We start from the raw sequence: 19907 nt of genomic DNA, 5'->3' as shown, positions 1-19907 counted from the left end.
CCTTCGTTCACCGTCCCGACCTGTGGACAACTCGTATCCGTGCAGGTCAGGGGCCGGGGTGGTGTGGAAAAGTCTGTGGACGGTGCGTCAGCGGCCGTTCTTCGGCGCCTGCGGCCGCGGGGTCTGGGTCTTCGCGCGCTTCTTGCCCTTGGGCTGCTGGCGCTGGCCGGCCTTGGGGGCGTCGTCGGCGACCGTGTCGGCATCGACGAGGCCGGGCACGGTCAGCTCGTCCATGTCCTTGCCGCGGCGCTTGAGCCGCTCGCGGCGGGCGCGCTCGGCCTCGGAGCCGGGCGCCGGCATGTTGCGGATGACGTAGAACTGCTGGCCCATGGTCCAGAGGTTGGTGGTCAGCCAGTAGAGGAGCACACCGATGGGGAAGTTGATGCCGGAGATCGCGAAGAAGATCGGCATCAGGTAGAGGAGCACCTTCTGCTGCTTGGCGAACGGGTTGTCGAGCGCGGAGGCCGGCATGTTCTTGCGCATCAGCTGGTACTGCGTCGTGAACGTCGTCGCCGACATGAGCACGATGAGCACGGCCGTGAGGATCTTGACGCTGAGGTCACCGCTCGTGAGGAAGGCGTCCGACAGCTTGGCGCCGAAGATCGTCGAGCTCTCGATCTGGGCGGCCACCTCGTTGGTGATCGGGCCGATCGCGGGGTGCCCCGGCACGCCCTCGGCCTGGGCCTTGAGGTTGTTGAGCAGCTGGAAGAGCGCGAAGAAGAACGGGGACTGGATGAGGATCGGCAGGCACGAGCTGAACGGGTTCGTGCCGGTGCGGCGGTAGAGATCCATGATCTCCGCCTGCTGCGCCTTCTGGCTCTCCGGGTCGCGCTTGCCCTTGTACTTCTTCTGGATCTTCTGCATCTCGGGCTGGATCAGCTGCATCCGGCGCGAGGAGTGGATCTGCTTGACGAAGAGCGGGATGAGCAGCACGCGGACGACCACGGTCAGGCCGACGATCGACATGGCCCACGCCCAGCCGGTGGGCAGGCCGATGACGTCGAAGAGCCAGTGCCACGCGTACATGACCCACGCTTCACCGAACTTGATCGGATAGAGCAGGGTGTTGAAGAAGTCGATCAACGTGTGTCCTCTGTCATCGGGCGCTGCGCCCGTCGTGCGGCCGGGCACCGAGTCGGTGCCGGACGATCACTCTGGTCGGCCCATTGTGCCGGGTGGTCAGGTCGTGGGGCGGTAGTCGGACGGATGCCAGTCGTTGCGTTGCGCCCACGTCCTCGGAACGGGGTCGACCCCGCCGGGGTTCCAGGGATTGCACCGCCCGATCCGGCGCGCGGCGAGCCAGCTGCCCCGCACGGGTCCGAACCGGGTGAGCGCGGTGACCGCATACTGCGAGCAGCTGGGGTAGAAGCGGCAGGTCGCGGGGCGCATCGGCGAGATGAGGCGCTGGTAGAGCCGGACGAGCAGCACGAGCGGCGCCGCGAGCACGCGGCCCACCGGGGAGCCCGGCCGTCCCGGCGCCGACGTCATGGCCGTCGCCCCCGGCACACGGTGTCGAGCTGGCGCCCCACGGCGCCGTCGAGCTGCTCCCAGCCGGCCTCGGCCGCCGCGGGGTTGGCGCGCACGACGAGGTCGAGGCCCTCGGGAAGCTGGGCGAGGCGCGCCGACATGCTGGCCCGCAGCCGGCGCTTCGTGCGGTTGCGCACCACCGCGTTGCCGACGGCCTTGGACACAACAAAACCGACGCGCGGCGGAAGATCCGCACGCGCATCGGTCCGGTTGGCATGCACGACGATGAGTCGCCCGCCTGCTCTGCTGGCGCCGGGCCCGCGCACCACCGAGGTGAAGTCAGCCCGCTCGCGCAGGCGATGACGTGCCGGCAGCACGCCGGGCCTCCCGGCGACTCAGGCCGAGAGCTCGGCGCGGCCCTTGCGACGACGGGCGCCGAGGATGGCGCGGCCGGCGCGGGTGCGCATGCGCAGGCGGAAGCCGTGCGTCTTGGCGCGGCGACGGTTGTTCGGCTGGAAGGTGCGCTTGCTCACGAGGTTCTCCGTAGGTTGCGGGGGCCCGTCCGAGGACGGTCCGGTCCCCGGCTTGACTGGTCTGGCTGGGTGTGACCCGATGGGCGGTGTCGACGCGACCGCAATCGGCAAGCCCGTGGAGCTCCGAGGCCCGGCGTGCCGGTCTCGGGGCCATGGGCATGCGAAAGAGGTCGCAGACACGCTCGGTCAACGATACGGGAGCGTCGGAACGAGGGTCAAACCGGGGACGCTGAGCGCGCCACGTGGAGCAAAACATCTGATCCTCGGACGTCTGCGGGCGAATGCAAGCCGACACGCCGAGTCGCCGGGATTTGCCCGGTCCTCGGATTGTCACTGCCCAGCGAAGACCTGTACGTTTTCACCTTCGAGGACCCTCACCACCCCCATGCACAGGCTGTGGACAAAGGTGTGGACAACAGGGCATCGTTCACCAGGACAAGCGGACGCACCCGTCGTCCCACCCGGCCCAGGCACCGGCTCCGCCCACGGAACCTGCCTCCCGCGCCGGTCACGCAACAGGCGCAATGAACTCAGGGGCAGGTGGAAGTAGACGTGGTCGAGACCGGCGTGGACTACGCGCAGATCTGGCAGCAGACCCTCGGCACGCTCGACTCGGTCGGTCTGTCGAACCAGGAACGCGCCTTCGTCCGGCTCTGCCGCCTCATCGGCGTGCTCGACCAGACGGCCCTCGTGCGCGCCCCCAACACCTTCACCAAGGACTTCCTCGAGACCCGGGTGCGCGAGCAGATCCACACCGCGCTCGCCGAGCAGCTCGGGCACCCCGTCCAGCTGGCCGTGTCGGTCGACGAGAGCCTCGAGACCGACCTCGGCATGATCCACGACGAGCCCACCGGTCAGGCCGCGCACGACGGGGGCCGTGACGGCTCGCGGGACGGCTCCCGCGACAGCTCGCGTGACACGGCCCGCGACAGCGGCCGCGACTTCAGCCGCACCGGCTCGGCCAACGGCGACCCGCTGCGCGACCTCGCCGAGAGCGCGCCCGCCCTCAACGGCGCCGACCTCGACGAACCGCGCCAGGCGGCATACCCGGGCGGGCAGACGCGCATGGAGCTCGGCCACGACCCGCTGAGCGGCGGCGAGAGCGGGCCGCTCCGGCTGCAGCAGCGGCCCGAGCCGACGTCGCCCGGAGACACGCGCCTCAACCCGAAGTACACCTTCGACACCTTCGTCATCGGCGCGAGCAACCGTTTCGCGCACGCCGCGGCCGTCGCGGTCGCGGAGGCGCCGGCCAAGGCGTACAACCCGCTCTTCGTCTACGGCGAGTCGGGGCTGGGCAAGACCCACCTGCTGCACGCCATCGGGCACTACGCGCGCACCATGTTCCCCAACGTGCGGGTGCGCTACGTGAACTCCGAGGAGTTCACCAACGACTTCATCAACAGCATCCGCGACGACAAGGCGAGCGCGTTCCAGAACCGCTACCGCAGCGTCGACGTGCTGCTCATCGACGACATCCAGTTCCTCCAGGGCAAGCTGCAGACCCAGGAGGAGTTCTTCCACACCTTCAACACGCTGCACAACGCGAACAAGCAGATCGTCATCACGAGCGACCTGCCGCCGCGTGAGCTCTCGGGCTTCGAGGACCGGATGCGCACCCGCTTCGAGTCGGGCCTGCTCACCGACGTCCAGCCCCCCGACCTCGAGACCCGCATCGCGATCCTGCGCAAGAAGGCCATCCAGGACCGGATGACCGTGCCCGACCCGGTGCTCGAGTACATCGCGACGAACTTCAGCACGAACATCCGTGAGCTCGAGGGCGCGCTCATCCGCGTCACGGCCTTCAGCAACCTCAACCGCCAGGCCGTCGACCTGCCGCTCGCCGAGATCGTGCTCAAGGACGTGCTCCCCAACGAGACGCCCAACCAGGTGACGGCCGCGACGATCATGGCCGTGACCGCCGCCTACTACGCGGTGACGCTCGAGGACCTCTGTGGCTCGAGCCGGTCGCGCCAGCTCGTGACGGCCCGCCAGATCGCGATGTACCTCTGCCGTGAGATGACCGACCTGTCGCTGCCGAAGATCGGCCAGCACTTCGGCGGCCGCGACCACACCACCGTCATGCACGCCGACCGCAAGATCCGCGAGCTGATGGGCGAGCGCCGCGCCATCTACAACCAGGTCACCGAGCTGACGAACCGGATCCGCCAGCAGTCGCACTGACGCTCGCTCCCACGGACGCGGCCCGATGGCGTATGCCGTCGACCGCGTCCCGCGTCACACCGCGGCGCCCGCGCCCGTGACCGTGCCGACCGAGGTGGCCCGGCGGGCGGCGATGGTGCTCGCCAGCGCCTCGTCCCACGGCGTCGGCTCGAGCCCGAAGGTGCGCTGCGTCAGCTCCGAGTCGAGCACGAAGGGCCGCTCGAACTGGTGCCGGGTCTCGCGGACCTCGCGCATGAAGGGGACGACGAGCCCGGCCGCGGTGCCGAGCGGTCGGGGCAGCACGCGGACCCGACGACTCCGCACGCCGGCGAGCCGCGCGACGTCGGCGGCCGCCTGCTCGAAGGTGCGGGGCGGCGCCGTCGGCACGTGCCAGGCACGGCCCCAGCCGTCGTCGCCGGTCGCGACGCGTGCTGCGAGCCGGCCGACGTCGGGGACGTAGGTCCACGAGTGCGGGGCGTCGGGTCGGCCCACCGGCACGAAGGGCGTGCGACCGCCGAGGACCGCGTCGACGACGATGTCGCCCAGGTAGCTCGTGCGCGGCGTCGTGCCCGGCCCGAAGTAGTCGCTCGAGCGCAGCTCGGTGACGCGCAGGCGGCCGGCCTCGTGGCGGGCAAGGGCCTCGTGCCACATGTCGGCGCGGAGCGCGCCCTTGTGGCCCGCGGGCCGCAGCGCGTCGTCCTCGTGCATCGGCGCGTCCACCTCGCCGTAGCCGTAGCGGTTGCCGATGATGACGAGACCGGCGCCCGTGGCCTCCGCCGCGGCGAGCGTGGCGGCGGCGATCGGCGGCCAGTCGGTGTCCCACGTCGTGTAGCTGGGCGGGTTGACGGCGTTGACGATGCTGGCGGCGCCCCGGGCCCGCGCCGTGACCGCTGCGGTGTCGCCCGCGTCGAGGGCCACCACCTCGACGCGGCTCGCGCCGTCCGGGTGGCTCTGGAGCCAGGGCTGCTCGGTGACCCGCCCCGAGCGCGAGGCGAGGGTGACGGTGTGGCCGAGCGCGACGAGGGCGGCGGTCGTGGTGCGTCCGACGCCGCCGGCGCCGAGGACGAGGTGGTGCGACATGGGTGACTCCTGGTGATGAGGCGGGTTGACGAGGCGGGTGACGAGGTGGGTGACGAGGTGGGTGACGAGGTGGGTGTGCAGGGGCCGAGGTGTGGGCCCCCTGCTTTCGTGAGCGGTGCTCACACTTCAAGCATGGGCCGCGGCCCGGAGAAAAGCAAGAGCAGTGCTCACTTTTTTCGTCCCGGTGTGGCAGGCTCGGGTCATGCAGACCCCCGCGCCCCTGGGCAAGCGCGCCCGCAACCGGCTCGCCGTCGAGGCCGACATCCTCCGGGTGGCCCGTGAGCACCTCGCGACCGACGGGGCGGCGGCGCTCAGCCTGCGCGCCGTCGCGCGCGACCTCGGCATGGTGTCGTCGGGGGTCTACCGCTACGTCGAGAGCCGCGACGAGCTCCTCACACGGCTCATCGTCGACTCCTACCGCTCCCTCACCGCGGCCGTCCGGCTCGCCCACGACGCCGTGCCGGCCGGCGACCTCACGGGCCGGTGGGACGCGATCGGCCGGTCGCTGCGGGGATGGGCGCTCGAGCACCCACACGACTTCGCGCTGCTCTACGGCTCCCCCGTCCCCGACTACGAGGCGCCCGCCGAACGCACCCAGGAGCCGGGCACGGCCGTCCTCGCCCTCCTCGTCCGCCTGCTCCACGACACGCGCGCCGCCTCCCGTCTCGCCCGCCCGGATGCCTTGGGCATCGACCCACGCGCCGCCGACGCCGGTCTCGGCGCGCTGCTCGGGGACGAGATGTTCGCCGGCCTCGCCCTCGACGCGTCGACGCTGGCGCAGGGAGTGGCGGCCTGGACGCTGCTGCTCGGTGCCGTCACGAGCGAGGTCTTCGACCAGCTCGGGCCGCTGCCCGACGGCGAGGCCCTCTTCGAGTGCCTGCTGTCGGCGTCGCGCCACCTCGTCATCGCGACAGCCTGAGACCCGTGGGTGCGCCGCCACGAGCGCACCGCGCTTGCGCCAGTCCGCCGGGAAGGCCACCGGTCGTCCACATCCGTCCACAGGTCTGTCCACAGCTGTGTGCACAACGGCGTGCCGGAGGGGGTGGCAGGCCATCAGCGGTTCGCCGACGTTGTCCACCGGTTGTGGACAACTCTGTGGATGCCGGGGTCGAGACGGTCCACAGCCGGATCACCTGCAAGCGCCCCAAAACGGGCGCTCGACGCCGCGTTCTCCACACCGGCCTGTGGACAACTGTGGACATCGCCCCCAAACCTGCGGACAACCGAGCCGCTGCCTGTGAGGACGATGTGCACGACCGGATCGCGTCCACAGGCAGCCCTGACGGACGGCGTCGGTCCCCCACACGTCCTGCACACGGCCGCGCCGGTGCTGACCTGCGCGGACGCCGGTTGTCCACAGCATCCACACCACCTATGACTATGACGAGATCCCTCTTACATGGATGAAGCCCCGACAACGAGGGTCGAGCGGACACCCCGGACGAGGGCCGGGACGTCACCTCGGAGAACACCCGGACGGCACCCGGACGGAGGACGGGGAGGGCGTGTGGTGCCCAGCACCGGCAGGCACTAGTGTCTGAGCCCCAATGTCCTTCCCCGTCGAAGTGAGTGCACCGTGAAGTTTCGGGTTGAGCGAGACGTCCTGGCCGAGGCCGTGACCTGGGTGGCGCGCGGCCTGCCGGCCCGCCCGCCGGTCCCCGTGCTCGCCGGCGTGCTCGTCGACGCGAACGAGGACGGCACCCTGACCCTCTCCGCCTTCGACTACGAGGTGTCGGCACGGATCACCGTGCCGGCCGACGTCGCCGAGGCCGGCCAGGTGCTCGTGCTCGGCCGACTGCTCGCGGACATCTCGCGCAACCTGCCGAACAAGCCCATCGACGTCAGCACCGACGGCACGAAGGTCAACGTCGCGTGCGGGTCCTCGCGTTTCGCGCTCCGTGAGATGCCGGTCTCGGACTACCCGACGCTGCCGGCGTCGCCCGAGACGAGTGGCACCATCGCCGGAGACGTCTTCACCCAGGCGGTGGCGCAGGTCTCGGTCGCGGCCGACAAGGGCGACACCCTGCCGATCCTCACCGGCGTGCGGATGGAGATCGACGGCGACAAGGTGACGCTGCTCGCCACCGACCGCTACCGCCTCGCCATGCGTGAGCTGACGTGGAGCCCGTCGGCCACCGACGCCAGCCACGTCGCGCTCATCCCGGCCCGTCAGCTCTCCGACACGGCTCGCGCCCTCGGGGCGTCCGGCTCCGTCGAGCTCGCCCTGGGCCAGGGCGGCGACGGCCTCATCGGCTTCGAGGCCGGGCAGCGTCGCGCCACGACCCGACTGCTCGACGGCGAGTACCCCAAGGTCACCTCGATCTTCCCGACCTCGGTCGACACCGAGGCCGTCATCGAGACCGCCGCGCTCGAGGAGGCCGTCAAGCGTGTCGCGCTCGTGGCCGAGCGCAACACCCCGGTGCTGCTGAAGTTCACCGACGGCCAGGTCGCCATCGAGGCCGGCACGGGCGACGACGCCCAGGCCTCCGAGGCGGTCGAGGCGACGCTCGACGGTCCCGAGATCCAGATCGCCTTCAACCCGCAGTTCCTGCTCGACGGCCTGCACGCGGTCGGCACCGCCTACAGCCGCCTGTCGTTCACGCAGCCGAGCCGCCCCGCCGTGCTCACCGGTCAGCCCGAGGCCGACGGTGACGCCGACAGCAGCTACCGCTACGTGCTCATGCCGGTGCGCTTCGCCAACTGAGCCCCGGTCCGCCCGACCACCGACGCACGCGCGTCGGGGCCAGGCGTAGCCTCGAACCGCCCGCTCCTCCCGCAGAAAGGCTCGCGTCATGCAGCTCGGTCTCATCGGTCTCGGCAAGATGGGCGGCAACATGCGCGAGCGGTTGCGTCGCGCGGGGCACGAGGTGGTCGGCTACGACCGCAACCCCGACGTCGCCGACGTGCGCACCCTGCCGGCCCTCGTCAAGGCGCTCGACGCCCCGCGCGTCGTCTGGGTCATGGTCCCCGCCGGCGACCCGACCCGCGAGACCGTGGCCAAGCTGGCCGATCTGCTCGAGCCGGGCGACCTCGTCATCGACGGCGGCAACTCGCGCTTCACCGACGACTTCGAGAACGCCAAGCTGCTCGCCGAGAAGAAGATCGGCTACGTCGACTGCGGCGTGAGCGGCGGCATCTGGGGCCTCGAGAACGGCTACGGCCTGATGTGCGGCGGCGACAAGAAGTGGGTCAAGGCGGCCATGCCGATCTTCGACGCGCTCCGTCCCGAGGGCCCCCGCGAGGAGGGCTTCGTCCACGCCGGCAAGGTCGGCGCCGGGCACTACACGAAGATGGTGCACAACGGCATCGAGTACGGCCTGATGGCCGCGTATGCCGAGGGCTACGAGCTGCTCGAGAAGAAGGACATCGTCACCGACGTGCCGGGCGCCTTCAAGGCGTGGAGCCGCGGCACCGTCGTGCGCTCCTGGCTGCTCGACCTCATGGTCGACGCGCTCGAGGAGAACCCGCACCTCGACGACGTGTCGGACTACACGAACGACTCCGGCGAGGGCCGCTGGACCGTCGAGGAGGCCATCGCCCTCTCGGTGCCGATGCCGGTTATCTCGGCCTCGCTCTTCGCCCGCTTCGCCTCCCGCCAGTCGAGCTCGCCCACGATGCAGGCCGTCGCAGCCCTGCGTGGCCAGTTCGGCGGGCACCAGGTCATGACGATCGCCGAGGGCGAGACGCTGCGAAAGGGCGACGTGCCGGCGACCGCCAAGCGGTCGGCGAAGAAGGAGTCCCCCACCAAGCAGGCGGCCAGGCGGGGTTCGGCGAAGAAGGCGAGCAGCAAGGCCGCGGCCTCCGCCTCCAAGGCCAACGTCGGTGCCGCGAAGGCGACCGCCGCCTCCGGCCGCGCCTCCTCGACCCGTGCGACCGACAGCGCCGACACGGTGCGCGGCCAGAAGCGCGCGGCGAAGAAGACCACCGCCACGAAGGCCTGAGCGGAGCCTCGCGCCCTCCGTGCACGTTCGTCACCTGACCCTCAAGGACTTCCGGAGCTACCCGAGCGCCGAGCTCGCGCTGTCGCCGGGCGTCACGACGCTCGTCGGCCTCAACGGTCAGGGCAAGACGAACCTGGTCGAGGCGGTCGGCTACCTCGCGACGCTCGGGTCGCACCGCGTGGCGACGGACCAGCCGCTCGTGCGGTTCGGCGCCGCGCAGGCGGTCGTGCGGGGGGCGGTCGTGCGCGACGAGCGCGAGACGATGGTCGAGCTCGAGATCACGCCGGGCCGGGCCAACCGGGCGCGGCTCGGGCGCTCGCCCGTGTCGCGGCCGCGCGACGTGCTCGGCACGGTGCGCACCGTGCTCTTCGCCCCCGAGGACCTCGCCCTCGTCAAGGGCGACCCGTCGGAGCGCCGCCGGTTCCTCGACGACCTGCTCGTGCAGCGCCAGCCGCGCTGGTCGGGGGTGCGCTCGGACTACGACAAGATCCTCAAGCAGCGCAACGCCCTGCTCAAGTCGGCCGCGCCGGTGCTGCGCCGCGGCGCGCGCCGCCCGCCGCGCCCGCGCGACGGGGAGCCCCCGCTCGACGAGGCGCGCGAGGCGGCGCTGCACACGCTCGACGTGTGGAACGAGCACCTGGCGGGCGTCGGGTCACAGCTGCTCTACGCGCGGCTGCGGTTGCTGCGCGACCTGACCCCCCACCTCTCCGACTGCTACGACGCGGTGAGCAACGCGTCCTCCCAGGCGCGCGCCACGTACAAGAGCTCGCTGCACGAGGAGCTCGCCGCCCGCCTGGCCGCGGGTGACGTGCCCGAGATCGACGAGCTGCGCACCGGGCTGCTCGAGACCATGGCGCAGGTGCGCCAGAACGAGATCGAGCGCGGCATCTCCCTCGTCGGCCCCCACCGCGACGACCTCGTGCTCTCGCTCGGCGAGCTGCCCGCCAAGGGCTACGCCAGCCACGGCGAGTCGTGGAGCTTCGCCCTGGGACTCAAGCTGGCGGCATACCGCCTGCTGCGGCGTGACCTCGGCGACGACCCCGTGCTCGTGCTTGACGACGTCTTCGCGGAGCTCGACTCGGGTCGCCGGGAGCGGCTCGCGGCGCTCGTCGCCGACTGCGAGCAGGTGCTCATCACGGCAGCCGTCGGTGCCGACGTGCCCGACGTGCTGCGTCGGCAGGGGCGCACGTATGCCGTCGAGCTCGGTCAGGTGCAGCCCGTGGCCGTCGCGGTCGCCGAGGAGATCGCCGAGGACAGCGCCGAGGAGATCGCGGAGGAGATCGCCGAGGAGATCATGGACGAGGACACCACCGATGCGTGACGAGCCGGAGGGGGACGCCCCGGTCGAGGGTGTGGTCGACGGTGTGGTCGACGGTCCGGCGGGCGTCGACGCGGACGGCGCGAGCGGGGGCCCGAGCGACGAGGACACCCGCATCGCCGACGCGGCGGCCTCGGCGCTGGCCCGGGCCCGCGCCGGCGCGGCCGAGAAGGGCCTGCGCCCGGGGATGCGGCCCAAGAAGCGGCGTCGCCCGATCGGCCAGGCGGCCGTGCTGTCGGGCTCGGCCCGCGACGGCCGGGACCCGTCGCTGCTCGGCGACCAGCTCGACCGGCTGCTGCTCGACCGGGGCTGGAAGGTCGACGTGGCCGTCGGCTCGGTCATGGGCCGCTGGCCGCAGATCGTCGGTCCCGACATCGCGGGCCACGTCGTGCCGGTGAGCTTCGTCGACGGCGTGCTGACGGTGCGGGCCGACTCCACGGCGTGGGCCACGCAGATGCGGCTGCTCGCGTCGTCGATGCTCGCCCGCATCGACGAGGAGATCGGGGCGGGTGCCGTCACCGAGCTCAAGGTCCTCGGGCCGAGCGCGCCGTCGTGGAACCGCGGTTCCCGCCGCTCGCCCGACTCGCGCGGCCCGCGCGACACGTACGGCTGAGCTGCTCCGGGGCGGACGCCGCTACGGGGCGGCGAGCGATCGCCAGGCCAGCGTGGCCGCCGACGTCTTCGACGCGGTGCCGATCGGGGTCGACCACCGCAGGCGCCAGTCGGCCCGGGGGCCGGTCGCGTCGAAGTAGAGGATGTGGTCCGCGCCGTTGGTGCGGGCGTAGGCCACGGCGTCGCGCAGCGCCTGCGCCTTGTGGGTCGGGTCGGTGACGTCCTCGAGGTAGCCGAGCTCCGTGACGGCCCAGGGGGTGGCGTTGGCGACGGCGAAGGTGCGCAGGAAGCTCAGCATGTAGGCCGGCTTCTGCCACTTGAGGCCGGTCGTGTAGCCGCGGGGACAGCACGGGGTGTTCGTCCCGTTCGGCAGGGCGTAGATGTCGCCGGCGACGAGGTCGACGTGCCCGCCGTCACGCGCGTCGGTCGGCCACCACTCGCTCGCGGGCCAGGTCCAGTAGCCGTTGAAGGTGACGTCCATGAGCACGACCGAGACCCGCCGGGTGCCGCCGTCCGCGAGGTTCTGCGCCCGTACGGCGTCGGCGAAGCGCAGGATGCCGGTGCGGAACTGGGCCGGGGTGAACCGACCGTTGTTGTAGTAGTCGGGCTCGTGGAAGTTGGTCAGCACGATGTTTTTCGGCGTCGTGGCGAGGAAGGCCGCGAGCCGGGCGTTGATCGGGTCGGTCGGGTCGCTGAGGCGCTGCGGCAGGATCTTCACCGAGTAGTGGAAGGCGGGTGCGTCCGGGTGCGCGCGGTAGGCGGCCGTGTCCTGCCACGTCGGGTAGCTGAAGCCCGTGTCGAAGTCGCGGTACATCTGCATCGGGCCCACGGCGGAGTCGAACCACGCGTAGTCGGTCGAGTGCGCGCCGACCCGCATGGGGGTCGCCCCGATCGCGGGGCTCGCCCCGAGCGGGGCCAGCATCACGGCGAGGGCCACGACGGTCGCCGCGAGAACGGCGTGCAGTCGCCGGGAACGGAGTCGTCGGGAGCGCGTCATCGGTCCACCTGCTCACCTGAGCTGCCGGGCACCCACCTGCGCCGGCGGTGATCACAGGGTAGGGCGCGGCACCGACGGCCGTTCGGGGGTTGCCGAAAACGGCGGCCCTCCGGGCCCCGGTTGTCGGCGCGCCGTCGCACACTGGGGCCATGAGCCCAGCGCAGTGGTGCAGCATCGTCCCGCCCTACATCCTCGAGGCGCTCGCCGCGAGCGACGAGCCGGCCGTCGCGGCGCACGCCCGAGCCGTGCTCGACCACGACGAGCACGTCCGCCAGGCGCGCCGCAGCCCGACCGCGCGCCCGACCGGCCGGCGCGCGCCGCGAGCGGCCGACCTCGGGGTGGCTCGGGCGGGCGCGGGGCCGCACCGCACCATCGCCGACGCGGCCGGCAGCCAGACGAAGCCCGGCACCACGGTGCGCACCGAGGGCCAGCCGCCGACGTCCGACGACGCGGTCAACGAGGCCTACGACGGGCTCGGCGCGACGTGGCAGCTGTGGTCGCGGGCCTACGCCCGCGACTCCCTCGACGGCAAGGGGATGCCGCTGCTCGCGACGGTGCACTACGGCGAGAACTACGACAACGCCTTCTGGGACGGCTCGCAGATGGTGTTCGGCGACGGTGACGGCGTCGTCTTCGGGCGGTTTACGGCGAGCCTCGACGTCATCGGGCACGAGCTCGCGCACGGGGTCACCGAGCACACGGCCGGTCTGCTCTACCAAGGGCAGTCGGGCGCGCTCAACGAGTCGATCTCGGACGTCTTCGGCGTGCTCGTCAAGCAGAAGAGCCTCGGGCAGAGCGCGGCGGAGGCCGACTGGCTCGTCGGCGCAGACCTGCTCCTGCCCTCGGTGCAGGGCCGGGCCCTGCGCGACATGCGCAACCCGGGCACGGCCTACGACGACCCGCGGCTCGGCACCGACCCGCAGCCGGCCGACATGGCCCACTACGTCGACACCCAGGACGACAACGGCGGTGTCCACATCAACTCCGGCATCCCCAACCGCGCCTTCGTGCTCGCGGCCGACGCGATCGGCGGCAACGCCTGGGAGGCGGCCGGTTCGATCTGGTACGCCGTCGTCTCGGGCGACGGCATCAGGGCCGACTGCGACTTCGCCACCTTCGCCGACCTCACCGTCGCGGCCGCGGGGGCGGCCCACGGCGACGGGTCGCCCGAGCAGCAGGCGGTGCGTGCCGGCTGGGAGCAGGTCGGGGTGCTCGCCCCCACGGGCAGCGACGATTCGACCGACGGTTCGGCCGCTGAATCGACGGGTGGTTCGACGGGTGGTTCGGGCTCGGGCGAGGTGCCGGGGGGCGGCGAGGCACCGGGCGCCGACGCCCAGGTCACGCTGCGGCGCACGGGCGGGTTCGCCGGTCAGGTGCACGAGCGTCGCGTCGCGCTCGGGGAGCTGCCGGAGCGCGACGCCCGCGACTGGTCGCACCTGCTGGCGGCCCCGACGCTCCAGCGCATCGCGGCCACCACGGAGAGCAGCCACCCCGACGCGTTCGTCTACTCCGTCGTCTGCGACGAGGCCGGCTGCGACGTCACGCTCCAGGAGCCGCACCTGCCCGAGGCGATCCACTCCCTCTTCGAGCGGACCCTGGCCGACACCCGCGGTGCACCCGACGAGAGCCCCGCATCCCCCACGACCCGTCCCGGCGGCGACGCGCAGGGCGCCGCCGACGACGCGAACGGGGGCTGACCCGGCCTGTGGACGATCCCTGTGGACGAGCGCTGCGGCTGAGGTCGGCCCGCGGGATGATGGGGTTCGCACCGGCAGCGGCGACGGGCCGGGGCCCGCGTCGAGAGAAGGCGCCGCAGGGGCGCTGAGGCCCCCCGGCGTGATCCTCCCCTCGGAACAGCGGGTTCTCGGCCCGGAAAGTGCCCGTGCCGCGCGTCTGAGGGCACGCGGGAGGGCGCCGGACCGTTAGACTGGACAGGTTGCGGCTCGACGTCCACGTCGAGCCGCCCGCATGAGTCTGACCACCGAGGAGAGACGTGTCCGACGCCGACGAGCCGACCACCCCCAGCAGCACCCCCAGCAGCATCCCGGGTCCCACCGGACCCGACCCCGTGGCGGCCCCCGGCATGGCGAGCGACGCGACCCCCATGGGTGAGAGCCCGGCCGTGGCCGAGGCCCTGGCGGGCGTAGCGGCCGAGGTCGTCGACGCGCGGCCCAACGGCGTCGACTACGACGCGAGCCAGATCACCGTGCTCGAGGGCCTCGAGGCCGTGCGCAAGCGCCCCGGCATGTACATCGGCTCGACGGGCCCGCGCGGCCTGCACCACCTCGTCTACGAGATCGTCGACAACGCGGTCGACGAGGCCCTCGCCGGCTACGCGGACACGATCGACGTGACCCTCCTCGCCGACGGCGGGGTGCGGGTCAAGGACAACGGCCGCGGCATCCCCACCGACATCCACCCGGTCGAGAAGATCAGCGCCGTCGAGCTCGTGCTGACCCAGCTGCACGCGGGCGGCAAGTTCGGTGGCGGCGGCTACAAGGTGTCCGGCGGCCTGCACGGCGTCGGCAGCTCGGTCGTCAACGCCCTCTCGACGCGCCTCAAGGCGGCCGTGCGCCAGAAGGGCCACGTCTTCCGGATGAGCTTCACCGACGGCGTGCCCGACGGGCCGCTCGAGCAGCAGGAGGCCACCGACGAGACCGGCACGACGATCACGTTCTGGGCCAACGCCGAGATCTTCGAGACCGTCGACTACGACTTCGAGACGCTCCGCGCCCGCTTCCAGCAGATGGCCTTCCTCAACAAGGGCCTGACGATCAACCTCGTCGACGAGCGGGTCAGCACGCCTGCCGGCGACGACGCCGACCTCGACGACCTCGATGCCGACCTCACCGAGGTCGAGCAGGACGACGAGCAGGACGACGCGGTCGAGGGTGAGGCCGGCGAGAAGAAGACGGTCACGGCCAAGAAGGTCAGCTACCGCTACGACAACGGCCTCATCGACTACGTCAACCACCTCAACGGCTCCAAGCGCAGCGAGCCGGTGCACCCCGAGGTCATCAGCATCGAGGTCGAGGACGAGGCGAAGTCGCTGAGCCTCGAGCTGGCCATGCAGTGGACGAGCGCGTACAGCGAGTCGGTGCACACCTACGCCAACGCGATCAACACCCACGAGGGCGGCACCCACGAGGAGGGCTTCCGCGCGGCGATGACCAAGCTCGTCAACGAGTTCGCGCGCAAGCAGAACCTGCTCAAGGAGAAGGACGAGAACCTCACCGGAGACGACATCCGCGAGGGGCTGACCGCCGTCATCTCCGTCAAGCTCGCCGAGCCGCAGTTCGAGGGCCAGACGAAGACGAAGCTCGGCAACAGCGAGGTCAAGGGCTTCGTCCAGCGCGCCATGACCGACGAGTTCGGGCACTGGCTCGAGGCGCACCCGAGCGAGGGCAAGGACATCGTGCGCAAGTCGGTGCAGGCCGCGGCCGCGCGCATGGCGGCCCGCAAGGCCCGCGAGGCCACGCGCCGCAAGGGCCTGCTCGAGTCGGGGGGCCTGCCCGGCAAGCTCAAGGACTGCCAGAGCAAGGACCCGAGCCTCTCCGAGGTCTTCATCGTCGAGGGCGACAGCGCCGGCGGGTCGGCCACCCAGGCGCGCAACCCGCACACCCAGGCGATCCTGCCCATCCGCGGCAAGATCCTCAACGTCGAGAAGGCCCGGATCGACAAGATCCTCGCCAACAACGAGGTGCAGGCCCTCATCTCCGCCTTCGGCACCGGCATCGGCGAGGACTTCGACATCGACAAGGCGCGCTACCACAAGATCGTGCTGATGGCCGATGCCGACGTCGACGGCATGCACATCCGCACCCTGCTGCTGACGCTGCTCTTCCGCTTCATGCGCCCGCTCATCGAGGCCGGCTACGTCTACCTCGCGCAGCCGCCGCTCTTCCGCCTGCGCTGGAGCAACGCCGACCACCAGTTCGCCTACAGCGACCGCGAGCGTGACGGTCTTCGGGTGCTCGGTGAGAGCAAGGGCTGGCGCCTGCCGAAGGACAACCCGATCCAGCGCTACAAGGGCCTCGGCGAGATGAACTACGAGGAGCTCGGCGAGACGACGATGGACCAGAGCACCCGCACCCTGCTCCAGGTCACGCTCGACGACGCCGCCAAGGCCGACGAGGTGTTCGCGGTCCTCATGGGCGAGGACGTCGAGTCGCGCCGCAGCTTCATCCAGAAGAACGCGCGCGACGTGAAGTTCCTCGACATCTGACCCGCCGACGGATGCCGTCCGGTGCTGTTCCACGTGGAACACCCGCGCCGGCACCTGCCGACCACTGCCTGAATCGCACTGAGAGACAAAGGGACCTGACGTGAGCGACGACCTGCCTCCCAACGACGGAGACGACGTCAACGAGACCCCCGGCCAGGGTGGCGACACCCCGGACCAGAGCATCGAGGACATCCTCGGCCCCGATCCCGACGACGCCGGGACGGGCGACGAGGCGACCGAGCCCGACGAGCCGACCGTGGTCGGCACCGTGGTGGACGTGCCGGCCGACATCGGCCAGCACGACCGCGTGGAGCCGATCGACCTCAACACCGAGATGCAGCGCAGCTACATCGAGTACGCGATGTCGGTCATCGTCAGCCGCGCCCTGCCCGACGTGCGCGACGGCCTCAAGCCCGTGCACCGTCGCATCGTCTACGCGATGTACGACGGCGGCTACCGCCCCGACCGCGGCTACAACAAGTGCGCCCGCGTCGTCGGCGACGTCATGGGCCACTACCACCCGCACGGCGACTCGGCGATCTACGACGCCCTCGTGCGCCTCGTGCAGGACTGGTCGCTGCGCTACCCGCTCGTCGACGGCCAGGGCAACTTCGGGTCCCGCGGCAACGACGGCGCCGCCGCTCCGCGATACACCGAGTGCCGGATGGCCTCGATCGCGATGGAGATGGTGCGCGACATCGAGCAGGACACCGTCGACTTCGTGCCGAACTACGACGGCAAGACGATGCAGCCGGCCGTGCTGCCGAGCCGGTTCCCGAACCTGCTCGTCAACGGCTCCGCCGGCATCGCCGTCGGCATGGCCACGCAGATCCCCGCGCACAACCTGCGCGAGGTGGCGGCGGGCGCGCAGTACTACCTCGACCACCCGGAGATCTCCCGCGAGGAGCTCCTCGAGGCGCTGCTCGGCATCATCAAGGGCCCGGACTTCCCGACCGGCGCGCTCATCATGGGCCACAAGGGGATCGAGGAGGCCTACCGCACGGGCCGCGGCTCGATCATCATGCGCGCGGTCGTCGAGGTCGAGGAGATCAACAACCGCCAGTGCCTCGTCGTGACGGAGCTGCCCTACCAGGTCAACCCCGACATGCTCGCGCTCAAGATCGCCGACCTCGTCAAGGACGCCAAGATCTCGGGCATCGCCGACATCCGCGACGAGACCTCGGGCCGCACGGGCCAGCGCCTCGTCATCGTGCTCAAGCGCGACGCGGTCGCCAAGGTCGTGCTCAACAACCTCTACAAGCACACGCAGCTGCAGACGACCTTCGGTGCGAACATGCTCGCGCTCGTCGACGACGTGCCCCGCACGCTGCCGCTCGACGGCTTCATCCGGCACTGGGTCGACCACCAGGTCGAGGTCATCGTGCGGCGCACGACGTTCCGCCTGCGCAAGGCCGAGGCCGACATCCACATCCTGCGCGGCCTGCTCAAGGCGCTCGACCGGCTCGACGAGGTCATCGCCCTCATCCGTGCCTCCCGCACGGTCGAGGTCGCCCGCGAGGGCCTCATCGAGCTGCTCGAGATCGACGAGATCCAGGCCAACGCGATCCTCAACATGCAGCTGCGCCGCCTCGCGGCCCTCGAGCGCGAGAAGCTCATCGAGGCCCACGACGAGCTGCAGGCCCTCATCGACGAGTACACCGCGATCCTCGCCTCGCCTGCGCGGCAGCGCGAGATCATCAGCGAGGAGCTCGCCGACATCGTCGAGCGCTACGGCGACGAGCGCCGCACGACGATCGTGCCCTTCGACGGCGACATGTCGATGGAGGACCTCATCCCCGAGGAGGACGTCGTCGTCACGATCACCCGTGGCGGCTACGCCAAGCGCACGCGCGTCGACCAGTACCGCTCGCAGAAGCGGGGCGGCAAGGGGGTGCGCGGGGCCTCGCTGCGCGGCGAGGACGTCGTCGAGCACTTCTTCACGACGACGACCCACCGCTGGCTGCTCTTCTTCACCAACCTCGGCCGCGTCTACCGCGCCAAGGCCTACGAGCTGCCCGAGGGCTCGCGCGACAGCAAGGGCCAGCACGTGGCCAACCTGCTCGCGTTCCAGCCCGGTGAGCAGATCGCCCAGGTGCTCGCGCTGCGCGACTACGCCTCGGGCGACTACCTCGTGCTCGCGACGAAGGCGGGGCTCGTCAAGAAGACCCGCCTCGCCGACTACGACTCGAACCGCTCGGGCGGGCTCATCGCGATCAACCTGCGCGACGGCGACGAGCTCGTCGGCGCGGGCCTCGCGAGCAACCGCGACGACCTGCTGCTCGTCTCGCGCAAGGGCCAGTCGGTACGCTTCCACGCGACCGACGAGGCGCTGCGCCCGATGGGCCGCTCGACTTCGGGCGTCACCGGCATGAAGTTCCGCGCCGGCGACGACCTGCTCTCGATGTCGGTCGTCGAGGAGGGCGAGAGCCCCGACGTCTTCGTCGTCTTCGAGAACGGCCTGGCCAAGCGCACCCCGGTCTCCGACTACCGCGTGCAGGGTCGTGGTGGCTTCGGCATCCAGGTGGCCAAGCTCTCCGACAAGGGCGGCGACCTCGTCGGTGCCCTCACGGTGAGCGAGACCGACGAGGTCATGGTCGTCATGGAGAAGGGCAAGATCGTGCGCTCGCGCGTCGACGAGGTGCGCCACACCGGCCGCTCGACCCAGGGCGTCAAGTTCGCGACGCCCGACAAGGGTGACTCGATCGTGGCCGTCGCGCGCAACGCCGAGTCCGACATCGTCGTCGACGAGGTCGCCGGCGAGGGTGACACCGACGAGGCGTCCACCCCGAGCACGCCGGCTACGGTTCCCGGCCCCGATGGCGTACCGTCGGACGAGACCTCGAACGACGAGGACGGCTCGCCGGAGGGCGACAACGGAGGTGACGAATGAGCGCGACCAGCTCTGAGGGGTCGCTCGGCGACCAGGGCACCGCGCTCTCCCGCGGTGCGGTGACGAGCCGCACGGCGCCGACGCAGCGCGTCAACGCCACCTCCGGTGGCAGCGCCACCAAGACCGCCGCCCGCCCGGCCACGGCCGCCCGCAAGAGCAAGGGCCCCCGCCGGGTCCGCCTCGCGGTGGCGCGCGTCGACCCGTGGTCGGTCATGAAGATGAGCTTCCTGCTCTCGGTGGCCCTCGGCATCGCCGGAGTCATCCTCACGGCCGTGCTGTGGATGATCCTGTCGACGATGAACGTCTTCTCCGACATCGAGGGCGTGCTGCAGTCGCTGCAGACGACGACGTCCGACCCGTTCTCGATCAAGGACTACGTCGGCTTCGGCCGCGTCGTGTCGCTCTCGATCGTCATCGGGGTCATCGACGTCATCCTCATGACCGCCATCGCGACCGTCATGGCCTTCCTCTACAACATCTGCTCGGCCCTCGTCGGCGGCGTGCAGCTGACGCTGACCGACGACTGATCCGGCACCGCGATACCGCGGCACCCGGCATCCGAAAACGGCCCCCACCGCCTCGGTGGGGGCCGTTTTGTGTGAGGCCCGGGGCATCGGGTAACGTGTGCCCTCGCGTCCGGTTCTCGTCCACGACGGGGCTGACCGAGCGCGTGAAGGTGACGAT

At 71.2% G+C, this 19907-nt stretch carries 16 protein-coding genes; 10 read left to right on the top strand and 6 right to left on the bottom strand.

Annotation, left to right across the window (positions count from 1 at the left end):
* Positions 1–87 precede the first annotated feature (87 nt).
* The 4 genes from yidC to rpmH form a co-directional block, all read right to left on the bottom strand.
* Positions 88–1083, bottom strand: a complete 996-nt coding sequence (gene yidC, locus ABD979_RS01980) for a membrane protein insertase YidC (RefSeq protein ID WP_345505747.1) — start codon at positions 1081–1083, stop codon at positions 88–90.
* A 96-nt stretch (positions 1084–1179) separates the two neighbouring features.
* Entirely contained in the window at positions 1180–1488 is a 309-nt protein-coding gene (gene yidD / locus ABD979_RS01975) for a membrane protein insertion efficiency factor YidD (protein WP_345505746.1), read from the bottom strand.
* Positions 1485–1844, bottom strand: coding sequence for a ribonuclease P protein component (gene rnpA, locus ABD979_RS01970; RefSeq protein WP_345505745.1), 360 nt, complete (start codon positions 1842–1844; stop codon positions 1485–1487). The genes yidD and rnpA overlap by 4 nt, the downstream gene beginning before the upstream one ends.
* Positions 1845–1862: 18 nt before the next feature.
* Positions 1863–2000 (bottom strand): 50S ribosomal protein L34, encoded by a 138-nt coding sequence (gene rpmH, locus ABD979_RS01965; RefSeq protein ID WP_121035443.1) that lies wholly within the window; start codon positions 1998–2000, stop codon positions 1863–1865.
* Positions 2001–2552: 552 nt separating this feature from the next.
* On the opposite strand from rpmH, the gene dnaA reads away from it, so the two are divergent.
* Positions 2553–4181 carry a chromosomal replication initiator protein DnaA gene (gene dnaA / locus ABD979_RS01960; RefSeq protein ID WP_345505744.1) on the top strand — a complete coding sequence of 543 codons (1629 nt, stop codon included), beginning with the start codon at positions 2553–2555 and terminating at the stop codon, positions 4179–4181.
* Positions 4182–4235: 54 nt separating this feature from the next.
* Here the strand turns inward: dnaA and ABD979_RS01955 are convergent, their stop codons facing one another.
* Positions 4236–5240, bottom strand: coding sequence for an NAD-dependent epimerase/dehydratase family protein (locus ABD979_RS01955; protein WP_345505743.1), 1005 nt, complete (start codon positions 5238–5240; stop codon positions 4236–4238).
* Between the two features lie 202 nt (positions 5241–5442).
* Here ABD979_RS01955 and ABD979_RS01950 point away from each other — a divergent pair, with 202 nt between their 5' ends.
* The 5 genes from ABD979_RS01950 (at position 5443) to ABD979_RS01930 (ending at position 11112) form a co-directional block, all read left to right on the top strand.
* Entirely contained in the window at positions 5443–6159 is a 717-nt protein-coding gene (locus tag ABD979_RS01950) for a TetR/AcrR family transcriptional regulator (protein ID WP_345505742.1), read from the top strand.
* A 657-nt stretch (positions 6160–6816) separates the two neighbouring features.
* On the top strand, positions 6817–7944 hold the full coding sequence (gene dnaN / locus ABD979_RS01945) for a DNA polymerase III subunit beta (protein WP_345505741.1): 1128 nt from the start codon (positions 6817–6819) through the stop codon (positions 7942–7944).
* A gap of 88 nt (positions 7945–8032) precedes the next feature.
* Positions 8033–9181, top strand: coding sequence for a phosphogluconate dehydrogenase (NAD(+)-dependent, decarboxylating) (gene gnd / locus ABD979_RS01940; RefSeq protein WP_425583890.1), 1149 nt, complete (start codon positions 8033–8035; stop codon positions 9179–9181).
* A 19-nt stretch (positions 9182–9200) separates the two neighbouring features.
* On the top strand, positions 9201–10502 hold the full coding sequence (recF, locus tag ABD979_RS01935; RefSeq protein ID WP_345505740.1) for a DNA replication/repair protein RecF: 1302 nt from the start codon (positions 9201–9203) through the stop codon (positions 10500–10502).
* Complete coding sequence (locus ABD979_RS01930; protein WP_345505739.1) at positions 10495–11112, top strand: DciA family protein; 618 nt, start codon at positions 10495–10497, stop codon at positions 11110–11112. The genes recF and ABD979_RS01930 overlap by 8 nt, the downstream gene beginning before the upstream one ends.
* A gap of 21 nt (positions 11113–11133) precedes the next feature.
* On the opposite strand, the gene ABD979_RS01925 is transcribed toward ABD979_RS01930, so the two are convergent.
* On the bottom strand, positions 11134–12108 hold the full coding sequence (locus ABD979_RS01925) for a hypothetical protein (protein WP_345505738.1): 975 nt from the start codon (positions 12106–12108) through the stop codon (positions 11134–11136).
* Positions 12109–12257: 149 nt separating this feature from the next.
* On the opposite strand from ABD979_RS01925, the gene ABD979_RS01920 reads away from it, so the two are divergent.
* The 4 genes from ABD979_RS01920 to ABD979_RS01905 all read left to right on the top strand — a co-directional run bounded on the left by ABD979_RS01920 (position 12258) and on the right by ABD979_RS01905 (position 19750).
* Positions 12258–13805, top strand: a complete 1548-nt coding sequence (locus tag ABD979_RS01920; protein ID WP_345505737.1) for a protealysin inhibitor emfourin — start codon at positions 12258–12260, stop codon at positions 13803–13805.
* 386 nt (positions 13806–14191) lie between these two features.
* Positions 14192–16333, top strand: a complete 2142-nt coding sequence (gyrB, locus tag ABD979_RS01915; RefSeq protein ID WP_425583892.1) for a DNA topoisomerase (ATP-hydrolyzing) subunit B — start codon at positions 14192–14194, stop codon at positions 16331–16333.
* Between the two features lie 100 nt (positions 16334–16433).
* A complete protein-coding gene (gyrA, locus tag ABD979_RS01910; RefSeq protein ID WP_425583889.1) occupies positions 16434–19223 on the top strand; it encodes a DNA gyrase subunit A in 2790 nt (929 codons plus the stop codon).
* On the top strand, positions 19220–19750 hold the full coding sequence (locus tag ABD979_RS01905; protein ID WP_345505735.1) for a DUF3566 domain-containing protein: 531 nt from the start codon (positions 19220–19222) through the stop codon (positions 19748–19750). The genes gyrA and ABD979_RS01905 overlap by 4 nt, the downstream gene beginning before the upstream one ends.
* Positions 19751–19907: the final 157 nt, after the last annotated feature.

The sequence above is a fragment of the Terrabacter aeriphilus genome, assembly GCF_039542985.1.
Classification (GTDB): domain Bacteria; phylum Actinomycetota; class Actinomycetes; order Actinomycetales; family Dermatophilaceae; genus Terrabacter; species Terrabacter aeriphilus.
This window is presented reverse-complemented; position numbering and strand designations above follow the sequence as displayed.

Excerpts from the sequence above, each read along its gene's own strand:
- ABD979_RS01930 (WP_345505739.1), top strand. The coding sequence starts at position 10,495 with ATGCGTGACGAGCCGGAGGGGGACGCCCCGGTCGAGGGTGTGGTCGAC.
- ABD979_RS01955 (WP_345505743.1), bottom strand. The coding sequence starts at position 5,240 with ATGTCGCACCACCTCGTCCTCGGCGCCGGCGGCGTCGGACGCACCACG.
- ABD979_RS01905 (WP_345505735.1), top strand. The coding sequence starts at position 19,220 with ATGAGCGCGACCAGCTCTGAGGGGTCGCTCGGCGACCAGGGCACCGCG.
- ABD979_RS01925 (WP_345505738.1), bottom strand. The coding sequence starts at position 12,108 with ATGACGCGCTCCCGACGACTCCGTTCCCGGCGACTGCACGCCGTTCTC.
- ABD979_RS01920 (WP_345505737.1), top strand. The coding sequence starts at position 12,258 with ATGAGCCCAGCGCAGTGGTGCAGCATCGTCCCGCCCTACATCCTCGAG.
- gnd (WP_425583890.1), top strand. The coding sequence starts at position 8,033 with ATGCAGCTCGGTCTCATCGGTCTCGGCAAGATGGGCGGCAACATGCGC.
- ABD979_RS01950 (WP_345505742.1), top strand. The coding sequence starts at position 5,443 with ATGCAGACCCCCGCGCCCCTGGGCAAGCGCGCCCGCAACCGGCTCGCC.
- yidD (WP_345505746.1), bottom strand. The coding sequence starts at position 1,488 with ATGACGTCGGCGCCGGGACGGCCGGGCTCCCCGGTGGGCCGCGTGCTC.
- gyrB (WP_425583892.1), top strand. The coding sequence starts at position 14,192 with ATGGCGAGCGACGCGACCCCCATGGGTGAGAGCCCGGCCGTGGCCGAG.